Raw genomic sequence first — 23,465 nt, 5'->3', positions numbered from 1 at the left:
GGCGGGAAGCTCGCTTTCATCCCGCCGGCCGCAGCAGCTCCGCCTGGCCGTCCAGCAGATGCAGCTCAGCGTCACAGGCGGCGGCGGCCTCCGGATCGTGGGTGGCGAAGACCACGGCCGCGCCCCGGTCCGCTTCGGCCCGAAGCAGATCCAACACCAGCTGCCGGTTGGTGGCGTCGAGCTCGCTGGTCACCTCGTCGGCCAACAGCACATCGCCGCGCAGCGCCAGGGCACGGGCCAACGCGGTCCGCTGCTGCTGGCCACCGGAAAGCTCCTCGACCAGCTGATCGGACTGGCCGGCGAGACCCAGCCGTTCCAGCGCGGCCATACTCGCGCGCCGGGCGTCGACCGGGCTCAACCCGGCCGCGATCAGCGCCACCTGCACGTTCTCACCGGCGGTGAGCACCGCCGCCAGCCCGTTGTCCTGCGGGACCAGGACCACCTTGCGGGACACGGCGTGGTCCCGGTCGCGCAGCGGTTCCCCGTCGACCGAGACCGTCCCTGCCTGTGGCCGCAGGGAGCCGGCCAGCGCGGACAGCAGGGTCGTCTTGCCGGCACCGGAGGGGCCGGTCACCGCGAGCAGTTGGCCCGAGCGGACCGTCGCCGAAAGGGTACGGAGCACTGGCTCGCTGTCGTGATAGCCGAGGGTGACGTCGTCCAACTGGACGGTCAACGGATCGGGGGTGGTGTCCACCCGCCGACCCTAACCGGCTCCGCCTCGACGCGGTGTCCCGTGCCCGTCGGACGTCCCACCGCGCTTTTCCGGGGCCGGGCCGGGCTCCGCCGGGGCCGAGCCGGGCTCCGCCGGGGCCAGGTCGGTGAGCAGCCGTCCGGCGGCGGCGTACGGATCGAGTCGGCCGTCGAGTACCCGGGCGGCCAACTCGGCCAGCCGCGTACCGTCGCGCAGTGAACTCATCCTGGCGCGCAGCGTGCCCAACGCGATCGCCTCGACCTCGGCGGCGATCCGGCGCACCCGGCGGGCCGTCAACTCGTCCCGGCTGACCAGCCAGTCGTGGTGGCGGTCGATCGCGGCGGCGACGTCGATGATCCCCTCGCCCTGGGCGGCTATCGCCCGGACCACGGGCGGGCGCCACCACTGCGGGCCGGTCCGCCCGAGACCGATCATGCCCAGGATGTCCCGAACCGTGGCGTCGGCTCCGTCGCGGTCGGCCTTGTTGACCACGAACACGTCGGCGATCTCCAGGATGCCGGCCTTCACCGCCTGGATGGCGTCGCCCATGCCCGGTGCCAGCAGCACCACGGTGGTGTCGGCCAGTCCGGTGATCTCCACCTCGGCCTGGCCGACTCCGACCGTTTCGATCAGCACCACGTCGCAGCCGGCCGCGTCGAGCACCCGTACGGCGGCCGGGGTCGCCGCGGCCAGACCACCGAGGTGTCCCCGGCTGGACATCGACCGGATGTAGACCCCGGGGTCGGTGGCGTGTTCCTGCATCCGGACCCGGTCGCCGAGGATCGCCCCACCGGTGAACGGGCTGGACGGGTCCACCGCCAGCACCCCCACCCGGCGGTCCTGTTCGCGGAGTACCCGGATCAGTTCGCTGGTGGTGGTCGACTTTCCGACACCGGGTGCCCCGGTCAGCCCGATCACCCGGGCGTGGCCGGTGTGCGGGGCGAGTTCGGCGGCGACGGCGGCCAGTGCCGGCTCGTCACCCGACTCGACCAGGGTGATCAGGCGGGCCACCGATCGGGGATCGCCGTCGCGGGCGCGGCGGACCAGGTGCGGGACGTCGTGGTGACGTCGGCGCGACGGCCCGATGCCCGGCTCGGCCCGGGTCATGCCGCTGCGGGAACCCGCAGGATCAGCGCGTCGCCCTGACCGCCACCGCCGCAGAGCGCGGCGGCACCGACGCCGCCGCCACGGCGGCGCAGTTCCAGGGCGAGTGTCAGCGCGAGCCGGGCGCCGGACATGCCGATCGGGTGGCCGAGTGCGATCGCACCGCCGTTGACGTTGACGATGTCCGGGCTGGCCCCCAGATCGCGCATGGACTGAATGCCGACCGCGGCGAACGCCTCGTTGATCTCGATCAGGTCCAGGTCGGCGACGGTCATTCCGGCCTTGTCCAGGGCGTGCCGGATGGCGTTGGACGGCTGGGAGTGCAATGAGTTGTCCGGGCCGGCGACGTTGCCGTGTGCTCCGATCTCGGCGATCCAGTCCAGCCCGAGCGATTCGGCCCGGCTCCTGCTCATCACGACGACGGCGCAGGCTCCGTCGGAGATCGGCGAGGAGCTGCCCGCGGTGATGGTGCCGTCCGGGGCGAACGCGGGACGCAGCCGGGCCAGCGACTCGACCGTCGTGTCCGGTCGGATCCCTTCGTCGTCGACGAGCCGCACCGGGTCTCCCTTGCGCTGCGGCACCTCGACCGGGGTGATCTCCTCGGCGAAGATCCCGTTCTTCTGGGCGGCGGCGGCCCGTTGGTGGCTGGTGGCGGCGAAGGCGTCCTGCTCGGCGCGGGTGATGCCGTGCCGGACCCCGTGCCGTTCGGTGGACTCACCCATCGCGCAGCAGTCCCAGGCGTCGGTGAGGCCGTCGAGCGCCATGTGATCGGCGACCACGACGTCGCCGTACTTGTAGCCGGCCCGCTGACCGCGCAGCAGATGGGGGGCGTTGGTCATGGACTCCATCCCGCCCGCCACCACCACGTCGAACTCACCGGCCCGGATGAGCTGGTCGGCCAGGGCGATCGCGTCCAGTCCGGAAAGGCACACCTTGTTGATGGTCAGCGCGGGTACGCTCATCGGGACGCCGGCGCCGACGGCGGCCTGTCGGGCCGGGATCTGCCCCGCTCCGGCCTGCAGCACCTGCCCCATGATCACGTACTGGACCTGATCGGGGTCGACGCCGCCGCGCCGCAGGGCGGCGGAGATGGCCACCGAGCCCAGCGCGGTGGCCGGGAAGTCCTTGAGGTTGCCGAGCAGCCGGCCCATCGGGGTGCGCGCACCGCTGACGATCACCGAGGTCACGGGGTTTCGCCTCCACGTCGTGGGACAAGGCCGGGTTACCGGCGACAACTTAACGATGGTTCGGCAACAATAACGCCATGTCGGAAGCCGTTCCCACCGAGACCGCCGCGGACTATGTCACAGACATCGGCCTGCTCCGGATCGATCACGTCGGCATAGCCGTGCCCGACCTCGACACCGCCGTCGAGTTCTACGCCAGGACCTTCGGCATGCGGTGCGTACACACCGAGATCAATCACGAGCAGGGCGTACGCGAGGCGATGTTGTCGGTCGGCCCGACCCCGGACGGCGGATCCGTGCAACTGCTGGCCCCGTTGACCCCGGAGTCGACGATCGCGAAGTTCCTCGACCGCGCGGGCCCCGGGGTGCAGCAGGTGGCGTACACCGTGTCGGACATCGACGCGGCGTGCGTCGCGTTGCGCGAGCGGGGCGTACGGCTGCTCTACGACGCGCCCCGACCGGGCACCGCCGGGTCCCGGATCAATTTCGTGCATCCGAAGGACGCCGGCGGGGTGCTGGTCGAACTGGTGCAACCGGCCGCCGCACCGGTGGAGTCGGCCACCGACTGAAGCGCTCGGCGGCTACCGGATGACCCGCACGATCGGCGCCGACCGGTGGCAAACCCGCAGCGAGCTGCGACGACGTCTATCTGATGGCGATCGATCCACAGGCGGTCGGACCATCCACGGTCACCAGTCAACTCCGTTGCGTATACACAACGCCTACCATTGGTATATCGGTCACCGGATGGCCGGAGAAGATGACCATGTCGGCTATCGTGGACGTGGCTCGTCCGCTCTTGCGAAGCCCCCTGGTGTGTCTGCCACTATGTCCCAATGCCCCAGCAGCAGTCCTCCCTTGCGTTCTTCGATAACGCCAGCGCTCCGCACGACTTCACCGTCGTGCTCCGTGGCTACGACCGCAACCAGGTGGATGACCACCTGCAGCGGTTGGTAGCCGCCCTCACCCAGTCGGAGCAGGCTCGCGCTGAGGCCGAGCAGCGGATGAACGACGCGCAGCGTCGGCTCCGCCAAGCCGAGCAGCGCCTCAACGCTCTTGAGCAGAAGCTCACCGACACCAACAAGCAGCTCGAGGAAAACAACCGGCCGACCCTGTCCGGACTGGGCACCCGGGTCGAGCAGATCCTGCGGCTCGCCGAGGAACAGGCCAATGACCACCGGGGCGAGGCGAAGCGGGAGTCCGAGGGGATCCTGTCCGCCGCGCGGCTGGAGGCACGGGAGATCACCGACAAGGCCCGCGCGGAGGCCGCCGCGATGAAGGCCGGCGCCGAGCGCGAGGCGGGCAGCGTGCGCACGGCGGCGGAACGGGAGGCCGCCGAGGTACGGGTGCAGGCTCGGCGCGAGGCCGACACGCTGCGGGCCGACGCCGAACGGGAGACCAAGCAGCTGCGCGCGGTCACCGCCCACGAGGTCGCCGAGCTCAAGTCGACGGTCGAGCGTGAGGTGGCGACGCTGCGGGCCACCGCCGAACGGGAGATCACCCAGCTACGGGCCAAGGCGGCCCGCGAGGCCGAGGAGAAGCGCGCCGAGGCGACCAAGCTGCTCACCGACGCCCGGGACAAGCGCGACAAGGACCTGCAGGCGCTGGAACTGCAGCTGGCCGAACGCCGGGAGAAGGCCGAGCGGGAAGAGTCGGAGCGCCACGCCGCGCAGGTCGCCCAGACCCAGCGGCTGGTCGCCGAGGCGGAAGGGCGCGCCCGCGCCGCCGAGGAACGGTCCAAGGAGATCGAGCAGCGCGCCGAAGCCCGTCGGGTCGAGTCCGAGCGCTCCGCCCAGGAGACGGTGGAGAAGGCCAAGGCGCTGTCGGACAAGACGCTCAGCGAGGCCCGCGCCGAAGCGAACCGTCTGCTCACCGAGGCCCGCACCGAAGCGGAGCTGACCACCCAGGCGGCCCGCCGCGAGGTCGAGGACCTCACCCGGCAGAAGGACGCGGTCACCGCGCAGCTCGGCCAGATGCTCTCCGGGCTGGCCGGCATCGTGCCGGGGGTGCCCAGCGGCGGCGGGGACGCCAAGAAGGGTGCCGAGTCGGGCGAGAGCACCGATCGGGTCGGCGCGGGCTCGTCGAGCTGACGCTGATACCGGCGAGCTGACGCCGAGACTACCGGCGAGCTGACGCCGGCACCGGCATCGAGTCGCACCGAAGGCCGCGTCGCATCCCGGCGCGGTCTTCGGCATGCGTACGGCAGGGATGCGTACGGCAGGGATGCGTACGGCAGGGATGCGTACGGTAGGACAGGCGGAATCGGGGTCCGGCCGCCTGGCTGCTGTTCCGGCCTACCCACCGTCGAATGGTTCACACCTGACAATTCCTCCGAAGTGACGCGCGTCCTGTCAGGAGCGTGGGTATCGCCCCGCAACGGGTCGGTGCGTGTGAGGATGGAGCCATGGCGCAAGGCGAAGAACTCTTCACACTTGGCGGGGACGCCACCTCCGGGCCCAACTTCGAACTGGCCCTGCGCGGGTACGACAAACGCCAGGTGGATCGATACATCGCCCGCACCGAGAACGAGCTGGCGACGCTCGGCGCGGAACGTGAGCAGGCATACGTCCAACTGCACACGCTGGCGGCCCAGATCGAGCAGTTACAGGCCGAATTGACCGAGTCGCGGCGCGAGGCCAGCTTCCTCGACCAGGTCTCGTTCCGGCATCTGGGACCACGGGTGGAGCAGATTCTGGCGCTCGCCGAGGACCAGGCCGAAGATATCCGGACCACGGCGGCCGAGGAGATCGACACCCGGCGGGCCGAGGCCGAGCAGGTTCTCGCCGACGCCCGGCAACAGGCGGACACCGCGATCCGGGACTTCGAACTGGCGCTCGCCGCCCGCCGCGCCGAGGAGGACAAGGCGAACGCGGCCCGCCGCGCCGAGGCGGAGGCGACCGTGGCCACCGCCCGCGACGAGGCCGAGAACCTGCGGGCGGCAGCGGAAGCCGCCCTGGTCGCCGCTCGGGAGGAAGCCGATCGGGTGCTCGGGGCGGCCCAGCAGCAGGCGAACGACACGATCCACGCCGCCCAGCGGGAGGCGACCGAGACGGTCAACGCGGCACAGCGGGAGGCCCGCGACACCGTCACCACCGCACAGGAGCAGGCCGCCGAGACGGTCCGGGCGGCACAGGAGTCGGCCGACCGGATGGTGGGCGACGCCCGGGCCGAGGCGGAGCGTCTGGTCACCCAGGCACGGATGGAGGCCAGCCGGACGGTGACCGCCGCGCAGGACGAGGCGACGAACCTCCGCGACGCCGCCACGGCAGCGGTGGCCGCCGCCCGGCAGGACGCAGAACGGATCCGTACCGAGGGCGAGTCGGAGGCCGCCGCCGCCAAGCGGGAGGCGGCCCAGGCAGTCGAGCAGGCCACCGAGTACGTCAACCGCACCCACGCCGAAACCGAGGCGTTCGTCGCCGAGACCCGGTCGCAGCTCGATCAGGAACTCACCGTTCTGCGTAGCCAGGTCGAGCGGGAACTGGCCGACCAACGCAGCACGGTCGAACAGGAGACCACAGCCCTGCGCAACGCGGCCGAGCAGGAGACCACGGCGCTGCGCGACGCCGTGGAGCAGGAGGTGGCCGAGCGGCGGGACACCGCGCTGCGGGAGATCGCCGACCTGCGCGCCACCGCCGAGCAGGAGGTCGAGCAGTGGCGCGCCACCGCGCAGGAGATCATCGCCAACCAGCGCGGCGAGGCCGAGGAGTACGCCACGCATGTCCGGGCCCGCGCGGAGGAGCAGGCGGTCACCATCCGCCAGCAGGCCGAGGCGTACGCGCTGAGCACGCGGGGCGGCGCGGACGACCACGCGGCCAGCGTCCGGCGGCTCTCCGAGGAACACGCGGCGATCGCCCAGCGGCAACTCGCCAGCAGCCAGCAGCAGGTCGCTTCGGCCCAACGTGAGGTGGTGGCCGCCGGGCAGCAGCTCACCGAGGTGTTGCAGGAGGTCGCCGAGGCCCAGCAGGCCCTGGCTGACCTGCGGCATCAGATGGTGCTCACCCGTCAGGAGTCGGACGAGGCCCGCCGTACGCTCGCGGCGGTCCAGGCGGAACTGGCCACCGAACAGCAACGGCTGGCCGGACAGCAGGACACGACGGCGTTGCCGACGCCCGCCGCAGCGGCGACGACCGCCACCATGGCCACGCCACCCGCCGAGGCCGAACGGGAACAGGCCGAGCTGTCCCGGGACGAGGCGACGACACCGGCGCCGGCCGACGCGGAGGTGCCGGCCGACGCGGTGTCGGTGGACTCGGTCCCGGCCGAGGCGGTGTCGGTCGACGAGACCGCCGAAAAGGTGGCCGCCGGTGCCAGCAAGCGGGACCGGCGTACCCACGCCTGACAGCTGCGTTCGCCGCCGGGGCGCGACGATCACCGGGGCGCGACGATCACCGGGCGGGGGGTTGGGTGGGTCAGTCCGGCGCGGCGTCCTCGACGAGTCGGCCGTCGCGTTCCTGGTAGCTGGTGCCGGTACGCGGGCAGACGTACCGGCCGTCACCGTCGGCGACCAGCGGGACGCCGGCCCGTCCGACCCAACCGACCCGGCGGGCCGGTACGCCGACCACCAGGCCGAAGTCCGGCACGTCCCGGGTGACCACGGCACCGGCGGCGACCGTCGCCCAGCGGCCGATCCGTACCGGCGCGACGCAGACCGCGCGGGCACCGATCGCGGCGCCGGTGCCGATCGTCACCCCGACCGCCGTCCAGTCGTCGCCGGTCTTCAACCGCCCGTCCGGGGTGACGGCGCGGGGGTACTCGTCGTTGGTGAGCACTGCCGCCGGGCCGACGAACACCCCGTCGTCGAGCTGCGCCGGCTCGTAGACCAATGCGTGGTTCTGCAGTTTCACGTTGTCACCCAGGCGGACCCCCGGTCCGACGTACGCCCCCCGGCCGATGATGCAGTCGCGGCCCACGGTCGCGTCCTCGCGGATCTGGGCCAGGTGCCAGACCCGGGTGCCGGCACCGATGCGTGCCGCGTCGGCCACGTCGGCGGAACCGGCGACAGCGACGCCCGGGTGTGACCTTGAGCCGGCGCCGGCGGCGTCCCGGTCTGGTGTGGTGGCGGCCATCAACAGTGATCCTCCCTGGTCACCGGCAGTCTGTCAGAGCTGCCGAAGGTGCGGCGCACACGGTAGGTGTTCTCCGTCGCCGCCGTTGTCGGGAAGCTGACCCGGCACCCCGGCACGGCCCGAGGATCCGAGCGGAAGGCGGCCGACTCTCCGGGCCGGCACTGGCCGACAGGCGGACCCGGGTCACCGAAGGTACCTCGTGGCCGCGCGGTTGTGCCGGGTTTACGTCACAGCGCTAGCGTCGGGACGGCAACGCTCGGTAGCTTCGCCGACGGACCCTCTCCGCCGGGCCCGCCGGTGGGCTGCGCTCGCGCCCTTCGGTGGCCCGGGTCTCCCGGCCGTGTCCGGGTCAGCATGCCCCCCCAACGAAATGGACATCCGTGACTCATCCGCCTGCCATGCCGGACGAGCCCATCGGCGTAGCCGTCATCGGCGCCGGCTACTGGGGCCCCAACCTGGTCCGCAACTTCATGTCCAGCCCGGCGTTCCGGCTGCGCTGGCTCTGTGACCTCGATCTCGGCCGGGCCCGTACGGTCCTTGGCGACTACTCCACGATCGGCGCCACAGACGACCTGGCGCGGGTGCTCGCCGACGACGCGGTGCGGGCCGTGGCGATCGCCACCCCCGCCGGCACCCACCTCGACGTCGCGTCCGCCGCGCTGCGGGCCGGCAAGCACGTGCTGGTCGAGAAGCCGCTCGCCGCCAACCACGCCGACGGCGCCACCCTGGTCGCCGAGGCCGAGCGGCGTGGTCTGACGTTGATGTGCGACCACACCTACTGCTACACCCCGGCGGTGCTGCGGATCCGCGAGATGCTGCACGCCGGTGAGCTCGGTGAGCTGCACTACCTCGACTCGGTACGGATCAACCTGGGCTTGGTGCAGCGCGACATCGACGTGATCTGGGACCTCGCCCCGCACGACCTGTCGATCCTCGACTTCATCCTGCCCCCGGGGGTACGCCCGGTGGCGGTCGCCGCGCACGGCGCCGACGGCATCGGCGCCGGCCGCGCCTGCGTGGCCTATCTCACGCTGCGGCTGAGCAGCGGGGCGATCGCCCACGTACACGTCAACTGGCTCTCCCCCGTCAAGATCCGCACCACGATCGTCGGCGGGTCGAAGCGGACCCTGGTCTGGGACGATCTCAACCCCAGCCAACGGCTCGCCCTGTTCGACCGGGGCGTGGACGTCGCCGCCCCGGACGAGCTCGGCACCGAGGCACGGCGCGACATGCTGGTGTCGTACCGTTCCGGCGACATGGTGGCCCCGGCGCTGACCGAACGGGAAGCGTTGCGCACCATGGTCGAGGAGTACGCCCGCGCCATCCGTACCGGCACCCCCGCCCTGACCGACGGTCGTTCCGGCCTGCGGGTGCTGGCCATCCTGGAAGCCGCCACCCGCAGCCTCGCCGCCGGCGGCACGATGATCCCGCTGGACGAGGAGAGCCCGGCATGACGACGCCCACCGGACCGGCCGCGCCCGCCGTCGACCTGAGCACCTCCACCGTCCTGGTGACCGGCGGCGCCGGGTTCATCGGCTCGCACCTGGCCGAACACCTCGTCTCGCTCGGGGCGCGGGTCGTGGTGCTGGACAACTTCCGCAACGGCACCCGGGACAACCTCGACTTCCCCGGCACGGAATCGATGCGGGTGATCGAGGGCGACATCCGCGACCCGCAGACCTGCGTCGACGCGATGGCCGGCGTCGACGTGGTGTTCCACCTGGCCTGCCTGGGGGTGCGCCACTCGCTGCACAGCCCGGTGGAGAACCACCAGGTCAACGCGCTCGGAACACTCAACGTGCTGGAGGCGGCGCGGGCCGCGCGGGTGTCCCGACTGCTGTACGTGTCGACCTCGGAGATCTACGGCCGGGCGCTGGAGTTCCCGATCACCGAGGAGACCACCCCCTGGCCGTTGACCGTGTACGGCAGCAGCAAACTGGCCGGCGAACACTACGCCCGCTCGTACCTGGAGTGCTGGGGGCTGCCGGTGGTCTGCGTCCGGCCGTTCAACAACTACGGGCCGCGTTCGCACTTCGAGGGCGACTCCGGCGAGGTGATCCCCCGCTTCCTCCTGCGCGCCCTGGCCGGACAGCCGCCGGTGGTCTTCGGCGACGGCGGCGTCACCCGCGACTTCCTGTACGTCAAGGACTGCGTCGAGACGCTGGCCCGGGTGGCGGAGTCGACCGAGCTGGTCGGCGAGGTGGTCAACCTCGGCTACGGCGAGGAGCTGACCATCGGCTTGCTGGCCGAGACGGTACTGGCGGCGGTCGGCCGCACCGACCTGAGCCCGGTCTTCGAGGAACCCCGCCCGGCAGACGTGCCCCGGCTGTGGGTGGACACCTCCAAGCTGCGCAAGACCATCGACTTCGCACCCCGGGTGTCACTGGCCGAGGGTATCGGCCACACCCTCGAATACTTCCAGCGGCTGCTGCGCGAGCAGCCCGGCGCGCTGGAGCGGATGCAGACCAAGAACTGGAGCCAGCCGGCATGAGCGAATCCACCCGCCGTATCCAGGTGATGCTGCCGATGCTCGGCGAGGAGGAGGAGCAGGCCGCCGCTGCGGCGATCCGCTCCGGCTGGGTGGCCCAGGGCCCCCGGGTGGCGCAGTTCGAACGCGAGTTCGCCACCGCCGTCGGCGCGGACCACGGGGTGGCGGTCAGCTCCTGCACCACCGCGCTGCACCTGGCGTTGGTGCTGCACGGCGTCGGACCCGGCGACGAGGTCGTCGTACCGTCGCTGTCGTTCATCGCCACCGCCAACGCGGTCCGGCACGCCGGTGCCGAGCCGGTCTTCGCCGACGTCGACCTGGCCACCGGCAACCTGACCGTCGAGACGATCGAGGCGGTTCGCACGCCGCGTACCCGGGCGGTGATCGCGGTCCACCAGGGCGGCATGCCGTTCGACACGGTCGCGCTGCGCGCGGCGGCCGCGGGCTGGGGCGTACCGCTGATCGAGGACGCCGCCTGCGCGGCCGGTTCCCGCGCGTACGGTCGGCCGGTCGGTGCCGGCGCGGCGATCTCCGCCTGGTCGTTCCACCCCCGCAAGGTGATCACCACCGGCGAGGGCGGCATGCTGACCCTCGACGACGCCGACGGCGCGGTCCGGCTGCGCCGGCTGCGCGAACACGGCATGAACGTCTCCGCTGCCGACCGGCACGCCAGCACCCAACCGGTGCTGGAGGCGTACCTGGAAACCGCCTTCAACTACCGGATGACCGACATCCAGGCCGCTGTCGGCTTGGTCCAGGTCGGCCGGCTGCCCGGACTGATCGCCGGCCGGCGGGCGCTCGCCGCCCGCTACCACGAGCTGCTCGCCGGGATCGACGGGCTGGTCCCGGTGGTCGACCCGGCGTACGGCGAGACGAACTTCCAGTCGTTCTGGGTGCGCATCGACCCGGAGTACGGGGTCAGCCGCGACGAGGTGCTCACCGAGTTGTCCGCCGCCGGGGTGTCCGCGCGGCGCGGCATCATGGCCGCCCACCTGGAACCGGCGTACGCGCACGTCACACCGGCCCCGCTGCCGGTGACCGAGCGGCTGACCCGCGATTCGCTGATCCTGCCGCTGCACCACGCGCTCACCGAGGCCGACCAGGACCACATCGTGGCGGTGCTGCGCAAACTGGCCGGCCGATGAGAGACCTGGTCATCGTCGGCGCCGGCGGGTTCGCCCGGGAGACCGCCGCCGCCGTCGCGGCGATCAACGCGGTGTCGCCGACCTGGCGGCTGCGCGGCTTCCTCGACGACGACCCGGCGCTGCACGGCACCCGGCGGGTCGACGTCCCGGTGATCGGCGGCACCGACCTGGTCGGCGAACTGGCCGACGCGGCCGTGGTGGTCTGCGTCGGCAACCCCCGCAACTACCGGTCGCGGCAGCGGCTGGTCGAACGGTTCGGCCTGCCCCCGCAGCGGTACGCCACCATCGTGCACCCGAGCGCCCGGGTCGGCGTCGGATGCGTCGTCGGGGAAGGCAGTGTGCTGCTGGCCGGGGTGGACCTGACCGCTGAGGTGTCCGTCGGCGCGCACGTGGCGGTGATGCCGCAGGTGGTGCTGACCCACGACAACGTGATCGGTCCGTATGCCACGATCGCCTCCGGGGTGCGGCTGGGCGGTGGGGTACGGCTCGGCGACGGCGTCTACGTCGGGGCGGGCGCGTTGCTGCGCGACGGTGTCAGCGTCGGTGCCTGGTCACAGCTGGGCATGGGGTCGGTGGCGCTGCGGGACGTACCCGCTGGCGAAGTGTGGGTCGGCGCTCCGGCCCGGTTCCTGCGCCCGGCCGGTCAGCCGGCCGGGCCGCAGGTGGAGTCGAAAGCCGTAGTCGCAGTCGAGGAGTCGTCCGTGAACAGCATCCCCCTGGTCGATCTGGCCGCCGCCCATGCCGAGGTGGCCGAGGAGGTCGACGCCGGTTTCAAGCGGGTCATCGCCGACACCGCCTTCATCGGCGGCGCGGAGGTCGCCGCCTTCGAGGCCGAGTACGCGGCGTTCAGCGGGGTACCGCACTGCGTCGGGGTGGCCAACGGCACCGACGCGCTCGAACTGGCGTTGCGGGCGGTCGGCGTCGGTCCGGGCAGCGAGGTGATCCTGCCGGCGAACACGTTCATCGCCACCGCCGAGGCGGTCGCCCGGGCCGGTGCCCGGGTGGTACTGGTCGACTGCGACCCGGCGACGTACCTGATCGATGTGGACGCGGCGCTGGCCGCCGTCACCCCGGCGACCCGGGCGATCGCCCCGGTGCACCTGTACGGGCAGCTGGCCGACGTGCAGCGGCTGCGCGCCGGCCTCGCCGGGCTGGCCGGCGGCACCGGGCGGGACGTCGCGATCGTCGAGGACGCCGCGCAGTGCCAGGGGGCCACCCGGCACGGCGTGAGCGCCGGTGCGGACGGGATCGCCGCGACCAGCTTCTACCCGGGCAAGAACCTCGGCGCGTACGGCGACGCCGGGGCGGTGGTCACCGCCGACGCCGGGCTCGCCGCCGACATCCGCCTGATGTCGGCGCATGGCAGCGCCCGCAAGTACGTCCACGAGGTGCTCGGCTTCAACAGCCGCCTCGACGGGCTGCAGGCGGTGGTGCTGCGGGCCAAGCTGGCCCGGTTGGCCGACGGCAACGCCCGGCGCCGGGCGATCGCCGCCCGGTACGACGAGCTGCTGGCCGACCTCGACGTGGTCCGACCGGTGACGGCGGACGGCAACGTGCACGTCTGGCACATCTACTGCGTACGGGTGCCGGGCGGGGCGGCCCGCCGGGACGCCGTCGTCGCCGCGTTGAACACGGCCGGGATCGGGGCCGGCATCCACTACCCGGTGCCGGTGCACCTGACGCCGGCCTTCGCCGACCTGGGTTACCCGGCCGGGTCGTTCCCGCACGCCGAGTCGACCGCCCCGGAGCTGCTGTCGGTGCCGATCTACCCGCAGTTGACCGCCGCGCAGCAGGACCGGGTCGTCGAGGTGCTGGCCGCCGCGCTGGCGGGCTGAGCGAGCCGGACCGGTGTACGTCACGCTGCGCGATCGCCCCGGTGTGGACTCGGCTTCGCCGGGTCGCCACGTCGGGCGGCGGGTGTCGGGCACCGTCCTGCTGCTCGGTACGGTCAGCTTGCTCACCGACGTCTCCTCGGAGATGGTGGCGTCGGTGTTGCCGCTGTACCTGACGGCGGTGGTCGGGCTGAGCCCGGTGGCGTACGGCTTCGTGGACGGCGTGTATCAGGGCGTCTCCGCGCTGGTCCGGATCGCCGGCGGGTACGCCGGGGACCGGGGTGGGCGGCCGAAGTGGGTGGCGGTGGCCGGCTACGGGGCGTCGGCACTGAGCCGGATCGCGCTGGTGCCGGTGCAGGGGTTCGCCGCGATCACCGCGGTGATCACCATGGATCGGCTGGGCAAGGGGCTGCGGACCGCGCCCCGGGACGCGCTGATCGCCGCCTCGTCGGACCCGGCCATGCTCGGTCGGGCGTTCGGGGTGCACCGGGCGTTGGACACGTTCGGTGCCGCGCTCGGCCCGCTGGTCGCGTTCGCCCTGCTGGCCACGGTTCCGGGTAGCTACGACTCGGTGTTTCTGGTGTCGTTCGCGTTCGCCGTGGTGGGGCTGGCGGTGCTGGTGCTGTTCGTGCCGAACCTGCCGACCGCGGTGGGCGCGGCCCGGCTCGGCGTACAGCGGATGGTCGCTGAGGTGACCGGGGCCCGGCTGCGTCGGCCGCTGCTCGCCGCCGGCCTGCTCGGTCTGGTGACCGTCGGCGACGGGTTCCTCTATCTGACGTTGCAGGACCGCGACGACTTCGCCGCGTCGTACTTTCCGTTGTTGTTCGTCGGCAGCAACGTGGCGTACCTGGCGCTGGCCGTTCCGTTGGGGCGCCTCGCCGACCGGGTCGGCCGGGCCCGGGTGATGGTCGCCGGGCACGGTGCGCTGCTCGCCTGTTATCTGCTGGCGGCCGCTCCGGCTGGCGGGTGGTGGTTGACGGTCACGGTCTTGCTGCTGCTCGGGGTCTTCTACGCGGCCACCGACGGGGTGTTACCGGCGCTGGTCGCCAGGCTGGTACCGGCTGCCGCCCGGGGCAGTGGCATCGCCGCCGCGCAGACGATGGTGGTGCTGACCAGGTTCGCGTCGTCGGTCGCGTTTGGTCTGTTGTGGAGTGTCGCGGGTTCGACGACGGCGGTGGCGGTGTTCGCGGTCGCGTTGGCCGCCGGGGTGCCGTTCGCCTGGTGGTTGCTGCGCCACGTCGACACGGCACCGTCAGCCGACGCGGACGCGACGTCGGCGGGCGACGCCGAGCCGGCACCGTCAGCCGACGCCGGCCCGCCGTCGACGGGCGGTGCGTCGTGACCGGGTTGCGGGCCCGACTGGTGATCCTGGTGGCCGTGGTGCTGCTGTCGGTGTTCGGCGCCGGCGGATACGTGTGGCACGTGCGCCAGTCGCAGGCCCAGGTGCAGGCGGACGTGACCCCGGTGCCGACCCGCGAGGACTTCGCTACGGTCCGCGCCGCGCCGCATCTGGTGTTCCGCTCCACCGCGCTCGGCGTCGGCCACGGCAAGGTGGCGATGACTCCGCTGTCCGACCCCGACGGTCCCCGGGTGCTGACCGACACGTCCTGCGAGCGGGTGTACGCCACACGGTCGCAGACCATCTGCCTGTCCGCCGAGCGTGGCCTGCTCACCGTCTACCGGGCGCGGTTGCTGGACGCCGCGTTCGCCCCGGAGCGGGATCTGCCGCTCACCGGGATCCCGTCGCGGGCCCGGCTGTCCGGCGACGGGAGCCTGGCGGCGACCACGTCGTTCGTCTCCGGCGACTCGTACGCCAATCCGGGCGAGTTCTCCACTCGTACGGTGATCAGCCGCACCGGCGGTGCGGTGGTCGGCGACATCGAGGAGTTCCCGCTCTACGTCGACGGCGGGCTGCTCACCGCGATCGACAAGAACCTGTGGGGGGTGACCTTCGCCGACGACGACCGGTTCTACGCGACGGCCGCCTCCGGTGGCCGGACCTGGCTGGTCCAGGGGAGCATCGCCGCCCGCCGGGTCGACACGTTGCGGGTCGACGCCGAATGTCCGTCGCTGTCACCGGACCGGACCAGGGTCGTGTTCAAGAAGCGTGGCGACCTGCCGCCGGGTCGGTGGCGGCTGGCGGTCTACGACCTGACGACCGGTTCGGAGACCCTGCTGGCCGAGACGCGCAGCGTGGACGACCAGGTCGAGTGGCTCGACGACGACACCGTGATCTACGGGCTGCCCCGCGCCGGCGGTGGGGCGGCGACCAGCGACGTGTGGCGGGTGCCGGCCGACGGCTCCGGTACGCCGCGGGTGCTGGTGCACGACGCGTGGTCACCGGCGGTGGTCCGGTGACGCCTACGCCTACCTTTGGAGACTCTGATGAGTGAGCTGGCCGTGATCACGCCGAGCTTCGGCCCGGATTTCGACCTGTGCGCGGCACTGCACCGCTCGGTGCTCGCCCACTCCCCCGACTCGGTGCGGCACCACATCATCGTGCCGCGCGCGGATCTGTCCCGCTTCGCCGAGCTGCGCGGCGACCGGACGGTGCTACACGACGAAGCCGAGTTCCTGCCCGGCTCGGTGCGCCCGGTGCCGGGGACCAAGTACTCGGTGAACCTGCGCCGACCGTTTCCGCCGCTGCGGGGCTGGATACTCCAGCAGGTGATCAAGCTGGCCGCCGCCGCCCGGATCGAGGCCGACGTGGTCGTGCTGGTCGATTCGGACATCGAGTTCGTCCGGCCTTTCTCGGCGGAGACGTTCCGGCGCGACGGCGTGGTCCGCTTCTACCGCAAGCCGGACGAGGTCGATCAGCGGCTGCCCCGGCACGTCCGGTGGCACGAGGTGGCCCGTACGCTGCTCGGCCTGGCGCAGCAGCCGCCGCCGTACCCGGACTACGTCTCGTCGCTGCTGGCCTGGGATCCGGTGGTGGTACGCGCGTTGTTGGCCCGGATCGAGTCGGTGACCGGCCGCCGGTGGGCGGACGTGGTCGGCGCCCAGCTGCACTTCTCCGAGTGGACCCTGTACGGCGTGTTCGTCGACGAGGTGCTGGGCGGCCCGGCCGCGCGGAGCTTCACCTCCGAGGACACGTTGTGTCACGCGTACTGGGACGAGACTCCGTTGGACGCCACGTCGATCACCGGGTTTCTCGACGCGATCACGCCGTCCGACGTGGCGGTGATGATCTCCGCGAAGTCCCGTACGCCGTTCGCGCTGCGGCGCGCGGCGCTGGCCGAGCTCAACAGCTAGGCCCTGCGGCGCAGGACACTAGTACGCGCCGCAGCTGGAGCCGCCGTCGACCCGGTAGACGTGGACGGCGTTGCCGTCGATGAAAGAGTCGGTGAACCTGCCGTCCTCGACGAGCAGCGTCCGGTCCTCGTCGAGCACGGTGATCCGGGCGTCACCGACGCAGGGCAGGGAGAAGGTGGCTTCGGCGACGCTGCCGCCGCCGGATCCGGCGATCAGGTAGAAGTGGCCGTCGTGCCATTTGGTGGCGACGTCGACGCCGGCGGAGACGGTGGTCACCCCGTCGGCGTACGGCGCGTTGAGCACCGGGGCGAGTCGGGTGATCCGCTCGTTGAGGTCGGCGACCGCCGCCCGGACCGGGGCGTAGCACTGTTCGCGGAGCGCGTGTTGGCTCTGGCAGGGACCGCTGAAGCTGTGGTTGAAGTAGACGATGCCCCGGGCGCCGTGGATGAGGCTGCTCCAGACGGCGGCGACGACTTCCTCCGGTTTGATCGTCGGATAGTGCTCCTCGGTGAACGGCCGGCCGACCTCGACGAAGCTCCACACTGGTTTGCTGCCCGGCGGTGACACCAGCGACCGGACCCGGTCGACGGTCCGGCCGTAGTTGGCGGCCTGGCGGCACAGTTCCGCGGGCAGCCGCTCGGCACCGTCGACGGTGACCAGTTGGTCGGGGTCGAAGAACCGGCCGCCTTCGCTGTGTCCGCAGATCCCGCCGTCGGTGAACCAGTAGGTGTCCACCGAGACGACGTCGGCGAACTCGTTGACGAACCGGGCGGCTTCCGCGTCGCTCTGCCAGAAGGCGACGCCCTTGCCGTAGTTGGCCATCCGCAGCCGGTCGTCGGCGGGGAGGCGGCCGAGGACGCCCTGTTGGACGCGGTAGCCGCAGCGCCCGTCGGCTGGTTGGCAGATGTCGCCCTGGCCGGGGAAGTTGCCGGTCCACGGGTCGTCGCCGGGGCCGGCCCACATGTCCGCCTCGTCGGAGATCAACCATCCGACGGTTTCGTCGCCGTGTTCGCCGATCGGGCTGGTGATGGTCCGCATGCCGGCGGCGCGGACCAGGTCGAGGTTGGTGGTGCCGGTCATTTCGAGGTAGGTGTTGAGTCCGATCTCGCGGTCCTTGGCGGTGTCCGCCGGATCGGTGACGCTTTCCAGCCAGACCGCGATCGGGAAGAACTCGGGCCCGGTCGGTGGCGAGGGTGAGAACCGGTCGTAGTAGTCGGGACCACCGTCGACCGGGCGCAGCGTCGCGCCCGCGCCACCGGCGGTGGCGACCGCACCGGGCGCGATCCGGGCGGCGGCGGGGCCACGGGCGGCGTCGACGATCAGCCGTACGGCGGTCAGCGCGACGAGCACACTGGCCACTACCACCAGGGCGATGATGGCGATGCGGCGAGCCGATGGTCGGGTGGTGGCGGCCATGGATGCCTTTCGAACTGTGAGTGATCATGTCGCGACAGGTTGCGCTGGTCGATGCTAACAGCGACCAGTACGACGTTTTGTCCGCTTTATTGTTCACTGTACGTATAGCGGCGGGCCATGTCCGGCAACCGACAGTGGCCGATCGGCACCGGCCCCACCCGCTACGATCAACCGCAGTCCCCCTCGTACGGCCTTGCGGAGCTCAGGTGATCAACCGGTTCAAGGGCCAGGCCCGCGATTTCGTCCACGCCCGCCTGGCCGCCGCCGAAGTCCGCCGACGGCAGATCCCGCAGTTCCAGGTCACGACGGCGACCACCGGCCCCGGCCGGGTCTACTACCTGGCACCGGACAACCCGCACCCCAGCGGCGGGGTCCGGGTCATCTACCGGCACGTCGACCTGCTGGCCGAGCTGGGCATCCCGGCGGTGGTCATGCACAGCGAGCCCGGTTTCCGCTGCACCTGGTTCACCAACCAGACACCGGTGGTGCCGGCCGCCGAGGCCACGCTCTCACCGGCCGACATCCTCGTCGTTCCCGAGTGGTACGGCCCCGGGCTGGCCCAGCTTCCGGCCGGCCCCCGGATCGTCGTGTTCAACCAGCGCGCCTACGACACCTTCGACCACATCCCGTACCCCGACACCACGCCGGGAGCCCCGTACGCCGGACTGCCCGGCATGACCGCCCTGCTCGCCGTCTCGGACGACAACGTCGACCTGCTGCGCTACGCCTTCCCCGAGATCCCGGTACGGCTGACCCGCAACGTCGTCGACCCCGAGGTGTTCGCGCCCGGTGGCTGGCCCCGGGCCCGGCGGATCGCCTACGTCGGGCACCGCCGGGCGGCCGAACGCGACCAGCTGCTGCACATCCTGCGGTCCCGGGGCGTCCTGCGGGACTGGGAGATCACCCTGATCGCCGGGCGGACCGAGCAGCAGACCGCCGAGATCATGCGGCAGTGCGCGATCTTCCTCAGCTTCAGCGACCGGGAAGGCTTCGGCATGCCACCGGCCGAGGCGATGGCGTGCGGGGCGTACGTCGTCGGCTACCCGGGGCTGGCCGGGCGGGAATTCTTCGACCCGGCGTACTGCTCCCCGGTGCCCGACGGCGACCTGTTGGCGTACGCCCGCGCCGTCGAGCAGGCATGCGCGAGCTACCGCGATGAGCCGGAATCGATGGCCAAGCGGGCGGCCGCAGGCGCCGAGGCGATCCGGGACCGCTACACGGTCGCCGGACTGCGCGACGACCTCGCCGCGTTCTACCGCCCGCTGCTGGCCGCCGACTGAGTCACCGCCGGTCTTGGCACGGCAGGCTCAGACGCCGTGCCGGGTCCAGGTGCGGTAGCGGGCGTCGTTGCGCAGTCGCCGCCGGACCACGCTGGCGGCGAAGCCCGGCACCAGTGGGGCGAGCCGCGCGCCGACCCGCTGACGCCGTTGCAGGCCGCGCCACTGCGGCAACCGCCGCGCCTGCGGATAGGTCTCCAGGGCGAACTCGACGTACCACTCGACCGGCTCCCGGTCGGTGAGCCGGCGGTCGTACGCGTGGCAGGCGGACTCCAAGGCCTCGACGGCCAACGCCCGCCGGGCGTCGTCGTGCAGCCGCGCCGCGTCGGGCAGCTTGCCACCGGGACCCTCGAACAACACCTCGAACGCGGTCCGGCGCTCGATCAGGTCGGTCCGCCGGCCGGCCGCGTCGGTCACGCTCACGCTGGCCGGGTGTTCCCGGTGCAGCGCCTGATCGGTCCCGTCGACGTGGCCGACGTCGGACACCGCCGCCGCCCGCATCCAGATCTCCATGTCGCAGGCGTACCGCATCCGGCTGTCCCAGGGACCGATCTCCTGATAGACGCTGGCCCGTACCACGGCCTCGGGGGTGGTGACGCAGTTGACGCCGAGCCGGCAGCGGTGCGCGATCCAGTCCGCCCCGGACCAGACGGTCCAGCCGGTCACCTCGCTGCGGGAGGTCTGCGGCACCGGGCCGTGGAAGTGCACGGGGTGCCCGTAGACCAGCCCGACCTGCGGGAAGTGGTCGAACAGCCGTACCGCCCTGGCCAGCGACCCCGGCGTCAGCAGGTCGTCGGCGTCCAACCGGACGATGAACTCGCCGGTCGCCACCGCCAACCCGTCGTTGAACGCGACGCACGGCCCGTGGTTGGTCTCGTTGTGCACGACCACCAGCCGGTGCTCGTCGCGACCGAGTCGGGCCAGTACCTGCCGGGTGTCGTCGGTCGAACAGTCGTCGACGACGATCACCTCGGGATCGATGCCGGACTGCGCGAACACGCTACCGACGCTCTCCGGCAGGAACCGGCCGTAGTTGTAACACGGGATGATCACCGACACCCGGGCGACCCGACCCGGATCACCGTCGGGCACCGGAGCCGGCACCCGCGTCGTGGGCAGCAACTCGCCTCGGCGTTGCTCCGACACCATCAACCTCGCTCGAATTCCGTCGCGATCAGGACTTGACTACCGCCGCCAACGGCGGCTGCGGCCCAGGGGTGACCGGCGTCGACGCGGCAGTGGTGACCGACAGCGGCCCGGTCCCCGGCCCCGATCCGTCCCCGGTCCCCGGCCCCGGCGCGGACTCGTCGGTGGACCCCGGCCCCGCCGACCCGGCTTCCTCGCCGGCCGCCTTCAGCTCCCGCAGCCGACGCCGCAGCCAGGGCAGCAGCGGAGCGACGAAGATCACGGTCATCGTCGTACCGGCGGCCAGCAACTGCCACAGCGCACCCGGCACCACCTCGACCACGAACAGGCCGGCGATCAGTGCCGGCACCGCGGTGAGCATCGGCGCCGCCAGCGCGCCGGCCAGGGACCGCACCCGTACGCCATGACGGCGCAACGCCACCGCGTACATCGGCAGGATGATCAGGGCACAGACGACCGCGTGCCCGACCCCGGCACCGACCAGGCCGTACCACCGCACGCCCAGGATCACCGCCGGGAAGAGCGCCACCAACCAGACCACCTGCGCGGCGAACAACGCCCGGCTCGCCCCCACCGCGATCAGGAAGGTGGCCACCAGGTCGAACAGCACCCGGAACGCGCCGAAGAACGCCAACCCGGCGAGCGCGTCGGCGGCCATCGACCACCGCTGGCCGTACAGCAGCGGGACCACCACGCTGGCCAACCCGGAGAGCAACACGCCGACGAGCAGGGCCACGCTCCAGGTCAACGCCGCCGCCGAGACGAACCCGGCGGCCTTGCGCCGGCGGTCGTCGACGGTGGCGAACGCGGGCAGCGCCACCGCGCGGATGGCCACCCCGAGGGCGCTCATCGGCCAAGTGGAGATGTTGAACGCCAGGGTGTAGAGCCCGAGCGTCAGCGCGCCCGCCGCCGTGCCGACCGTCAGGTGACCGACGTTCATCACCACCCAGGACAACACGTTCGCACCGGCGAGCGGCACCCCGAAGCGGATCAGGCTGCGGGCCACGCCCGCGTCGAACCCGAACGTCGGCCGGGACCGGGTCAACACGAACTGCAACACGGTGACCATCGACTGCGCGACCACCCGGGAGACGGCCAGCGCCATCGCACCCATGCCGAGCAGCACCAGCCCGATCGTCACCACGGTGCTCAGCACCAGGCTGGCACCGTCGAGGCCGAGCTGGGCGCGTTGGCGGAACTCCCGCTGCATCACCGCGTACGGCACCACCGACAGGCCGCTGAGAATCAACGTCAACGACATCAGCTGGACCACCGGCGTGGCCTGCGGGCTGCCCATCGCCGTCGAGACCGGGCCGGCGGCCAGGCACATCGCGCCGGCCAGCAGCACGCTGGTGATCACCGAGATCGTGGTGACCGTTCCGGCCCGGCCCTGCACCCCGTGCCGGATGATGTCGGCGCTCATCCCGAGATCGGCCAGCGAGATCACGATGGTCAGCATGGTCAGCGCCACCGCGAAGACCCCGAACTCCTCGGGAGCCAGCAGCCGGGCCAGCACGATGCCGACCCCGAGGCTGCCGATCCGCAGCGCGATGCTGTTCAGGGTGCTCCACGCCAGGGCACGCCGGACCCGGCCACCCAGCGGAGCCGGCGGCGAGGACTCTGCGGTCACGGCCGCTCCCCGCTGGTCGCCCGACCGGCGGTGAACCGCTCGCGGGCCAGGTACGCCTTGAAGTTGAGCAGGTGGGCGGTCGGGTGGGCCAGGGCACCGGCCCGCTTCGGCAGGCTCAGCCGACGGCGGAGCGCGTCGGCGTAGATCTCGATCTGTCGGCGGCCGGCGGCCTGCAGGCTGAACCGGTCGACCACCGTACGCCGGCCGAACTCGCCGAGCTCGGCCCACCGGCTCGGGTCGGCACCCAGCTCAGCCAGGGCGGTGGTGACCAACCCGGTGCCGTCCGTGCCGTCACCCAGCCCGTAGAAGCCCTGGTCGAGGAAGACCGGCAGGGTCTGCGGGTCGAGCGGTAGCCAGAAGCCGCGCTCGCCCTGCACCACCACCGGTTTGGCGAAGGCCATCGCCCGCAAGGCCGAGGAGCCCATGCCGATCACGATGTCGGCGGCCGCGTAGGCGTCACGCGGATCGAGCATCGCCCCGGTCAGGGTGACCACCTCGGTGCCCCGATCGGCGTTGACCTTGTCCGCCGCGGTCTGGATCTCGGACCGCGACGGGCCGTCGCCGACGATCACCAGCCGCATCCGCAGCGCCGGATCGAGCCGACCCATCGCCCGGGTGGCGGCGAGCAGCCCTTCCAGTTTGAGCTCCGGCACCAGCCGGGACACCGAGACCACCGCGAGTTCGTCGGCGGCCACCCCGAGGCCGCGCCGGGCCGCCTCGACGGCGGCCGGATCCACCACCGGGGCGTTGGCCGTCGTGTCGATCGGTGGCTCGATCACGTGCACCTCGGCCCGGTGCGGCCGCTCCTGCGCCGCGATCTGCTCGGTGCCGACGATCAGCGGCAGATGGCGGGGCACCCAGGCCGGCACCTCCATGGAGAGCACCGTCACCACCAGCGGGACGCCCTGGCGCAGGTAGGCACCGTACGCGGTCTCCAGGGTAGGCGCCCACTCGTAGGCGTGCACCAGGTCGATGCCGCGACGCCGCACCACGTCGGCGATCGCGGCGACGTTACGCGGCGAGGGCGCCTCCCCCTTCGGGGGTGCCGGTACGAACTCCAGTCCCCACTTGTCGATCATGCTCCGCAGTTCGCCGTCCGGACCGTAAATGATCACCTCGTGCCCGAGTTGGGCGACGGTCGCCGCGATCTCGATGGCGTTGATCTGGGTGCCGCCGATCTCGAGCGTGTGCAGGCAGGTGAGGATGCGCACGGATATCCCTTCGACGCCGG

General features: G+C 72.1%; 18 protein-coding genes and 1 pseudogene. 11 read left to right on the top strand and 8 right to left on the bottom strand.

Features of this window, described 5'->3' with window-relative positions; all coding sequences use genetic code 11:
* Positions 1 to 16 precede the first annotated feature (16 nt).
* From O7632_RS09235 to O7632_RS09225, 3 genes and pseudogenes are all read right to left on the bottom strand, one after another.
* Positions 17 to 673 (bottom strand): ATP-binding cassette domain-containing protein, encoded by a 657-nt coding sequence (locus O7632_RS09235; RefSeq protein ID WP_278119943.1) that lies wholly within the window; start codon positions 671 to 673, stop codon positions 17 to 19.
* Positions 674 to 808: 135 nt separating this feature from the next.
* Positions 809 to 1,798 (bottom strand): annotated as a pseudogene (gene meaB, locus O7632_RS09230) (methylmalonyl Co-A mutase-associated GTPase MeaB); the annotation flags it as partial.
* A complete protein-coding gene (locus O7632_RS09225) occupies positions 1,795 to 2,982 on the bottom strand; it encodes an acetyl-CoA C-acetyltransferase (protein ID WP_278113135.1) in 1,188 nt (395 codons plus the stop codon). The gene O7632_RS09225 and the pseudogene meaB, both read right to left, overlap by 4 nt.
* Before the next feature lie 77 nt (positions 2,983 to 3,059).
* On the opposite strand from O7632_RS09225, the gene mce reads away from it, so the two are divergent.
* From mce to O7632_RS09210, 3 genes are all read left to right on the top strand, one after another.
* On the top strand, positions 3,060 to 3,551 hold the full coding sequence (mce, locus tag O7632_RS09220) for a methylmalonyl-CoA epimerase (RefSeq protein WP_278113134.1): 492 nt from the start codon (positions 3,060 to 3,062) through the stop codon (positions 3,549 to 3,551).
* Between the two features lie 267 nt (positions 3,552 to 3,818).
* Entirely contained in the window at positions 3,819 to 5,072 is a 1,254-nt protein-coding gene (locus O7632_RS09215) for a DivIVA domain-containing protein (RefSeq protein ID WP_278113133.1), read from the top strand.
* A 314-nt stretch (positions 5,073 to 5,386) separates the two neighbouring features.
* A complete protein-coding gene (locus O7632_RS09210; RefSeq protein WP_278113131.1) occupies positions 5,387 to 7,321 on the top strand; it encodes a hypothetical protein in 1,935 nt (644 codons plus the stop codon).
* A 70-nt stretch (positions 7,322 to 7,391) separates the two neighbouring features.
* Here the strand turns inward: O7632_RS09210 and O7632_RS09205 are convergent, their stop codons facing one another.
* Complete coding sequence (locus O7632_RS09205) at positions 7,392 to 8,048, bottom strand: acyltransferase (protein ID WP_278113130.1); 657 nt, start codon at positions 8,046 to 8,048, stop codon at positions 7,392 to 7,394.
* Positions 8,049 to 8,446: 398 nt separating this feature from the next.
* Between O7632_RS09205 and O7632_RS09200 the strand changes: the two genes are divergently transcribed.
* From O7632_RS09200 to O7632_RS09170, 7 genes are read left to right on the top strand one after another with little or no spacing between them, the layout of a single operon-like run.
* Entirely contained in the window at positions 8,447 to 9,502 is a 1,056-nt protein-coding gene (locus tag O7632_RS09200; protein ID WP_278113128.1) for a Gfo/Idh/MocA family oxidoreductase, read from the top strand.
* Complete coding sequence (locus O7632_RS09195; protein WP_278113126.1) at positions 9,499 to 10,539, top strand: SDR family NAD(P)-dependent oxidoreductase; 1,041 nt, start codon at positions 9,499 to 9,501, stop codon at positions 10,537 to 10,539. Before O7632_RS09200 ends, O7632_RS09195 begins: the two co-directional genes overlap by 4 nt.
* The gene (locus O7632_RS09190; protein ID WP_278113124.1) at positions 10,536 to 11,681 is read left to right on the top strand and encodes a DegT/DnrJ/EryC1/StrS family aminotransferase; all 1,146 of its coding nucleotides are present in this window, start codon (positions 10,536 to 10,538) and stop codon (positions 11,679 to 11,681) included. Before O7632_RS09195 ends, O7632_RS09190 begins: the two co-directional genes overlap by 4 nt.
* A complete protein-coding gene (locus tag O7632_RS09185; RefSeq protein WP_278113122.1) occupies positions 11,678 to 13,516 on the top strand; it encodes a NeuD/PglB/VioB family sugar acetyltransferase in 1,839 nt (612 codons plus the stop codon). Before O7632_RS09190 ends, O7632_RS09185 begins: the two co-directional genes overlap by 4 nt.
* Before the next feature lie 13 nt (positions 13,517 to 13,529).
* The gene (locus tag O7632_RS09180; RefSeq protein WP_278113120.1) at positions 13,530 to 14,855 is read left to right on the top strand and encodes an MFS transporter; all 1,326 of its coding nucleotides are present in this window, start codon (positions 13,530 to 13,532) and stop codon (positions 14,853 to 14,855) included.
* Positions 14,852 to 15,871 carry a hypothetical protein gene (locus tag O7632_RS09175; RefSeq protein ID WP_278113118.1) on the top strand — a complete coding sequence of 340 codons (1,020 nt, stop codon included), beginning with the start codon at positions 14,852 to 14,854 and terminating at the stop codon, positions 15,869 to 15,871. Before O7632_RS09180 ends, O7632_RS09175 begins: the two co-directional genes overlap by 4 nt.
* Positions 15,872 to 15,898: 27 nt before the next feature.
* Entirely contained in the window at positions 15,899 to 16,765 is an 867-nt protein-coding gene (locus tag O7632_RS09170) for a DUF6492 family protein (protein ID WP_278113117.1), read from the top strand.
* A gap of 18 nt (positions 16,766 to 16,783) precedes the next feature.
* Here the strand turns inward: O7632_RS09170 and O7632_RS09165 are convergent, their stop codons facing one another.
* Positions 16,784 to 18,181 carry a hypothetical protein gene (locus O7632_RS09165; RefSeq protein WP_278113114.1) on the bottom strand — a complete coding sequence of 466 codons (1,398 nt, stop codon included), beginning with the start codon at positions 18,179 to 18,181 and terminating at the stop codon, positions 16,784 to 16,786.
* A 206-nt stretch (positions 18,182 to 18,387) separates the two neighbouring features.
* Between O7632_RS09165 and O7632_RS09160 the strand changes: the two genes are divergently transcribed.
* Positions 18,388 to 19,461 (top strand): glycosyltransferase, encoded by a 1,074-nt coding sequence (locus O7632_RS09160; RefSeq protein ID WP_278113111.1) that lies wholly within the window; start codon positions 18,388 to 18,390, stop codon positions 19,459 to 19,461.
* 27 nt (positions 19,462 to 19,488) lie between these two features.
* Here the strand turns inward: O7632_RS09160 and O7632_RS09155 are convergent, their stop codons facing one another.
* From O7632_RS09155 to O7632_RS09145, 3 genes are read right to left on the bottom strand one after another with little or no spacing between them, the layout of a single operon-like run.
* Positions 19,489 to 20,604, bottom strand: a complete 1,116-nt coding sequence (locus O7632_RS09155) for a glycosyltransferase family 2 protein (protein ID WP_278113110.1) — start codon at positions 20,602 to 20,604, stop codon at positions 19,489 to 19,491.
* A gap of 28 nt (positions 20,605 to 20,632) precedes the next feature.
* Entirely contained in the window at positions 20,633 to 22,234 is a 1,602-nt protein-coding gene (locus O7632_RS09150; protein ID WP_278113109.1) for a lipopolysaccharide biosynthesis protein, read from the bottom strand.
* The gene (locus O7632_RS09145; protein WP_278113107.1) at positions 22,231 to 23,445 is read right to left on the bottom strand and encodes a glycosyltransferase; all 1,215 of its coding nucleotides are present in this window, start codon (positions 23,443 to 23,445) and stop codon (positions 22,231 to 22,233) included. The genes O7632_RS09150 and O7632_RS09145 overlap by 4 nt, the downstream gene beginning before the upstream one ends.
* Positions 23,446 to 23,465: the final 20 nt, after the last annotated feature.

The sequence above is a fragment of the Solwaraspora sp. WMMD406 genome (assembly GCF_029626025.1).
Taxonomy (GTDB): Bacteria; Actinomycetota; Actinomycetes; order Mycobacteriales; family Micromonosporaceae; genus Micromonospora_E.
The sequence above is the reverse complement of the archived record's forward strand: the minus strand, read 5'-3'. Positions and strand labels throughout refer to the sequence as shown.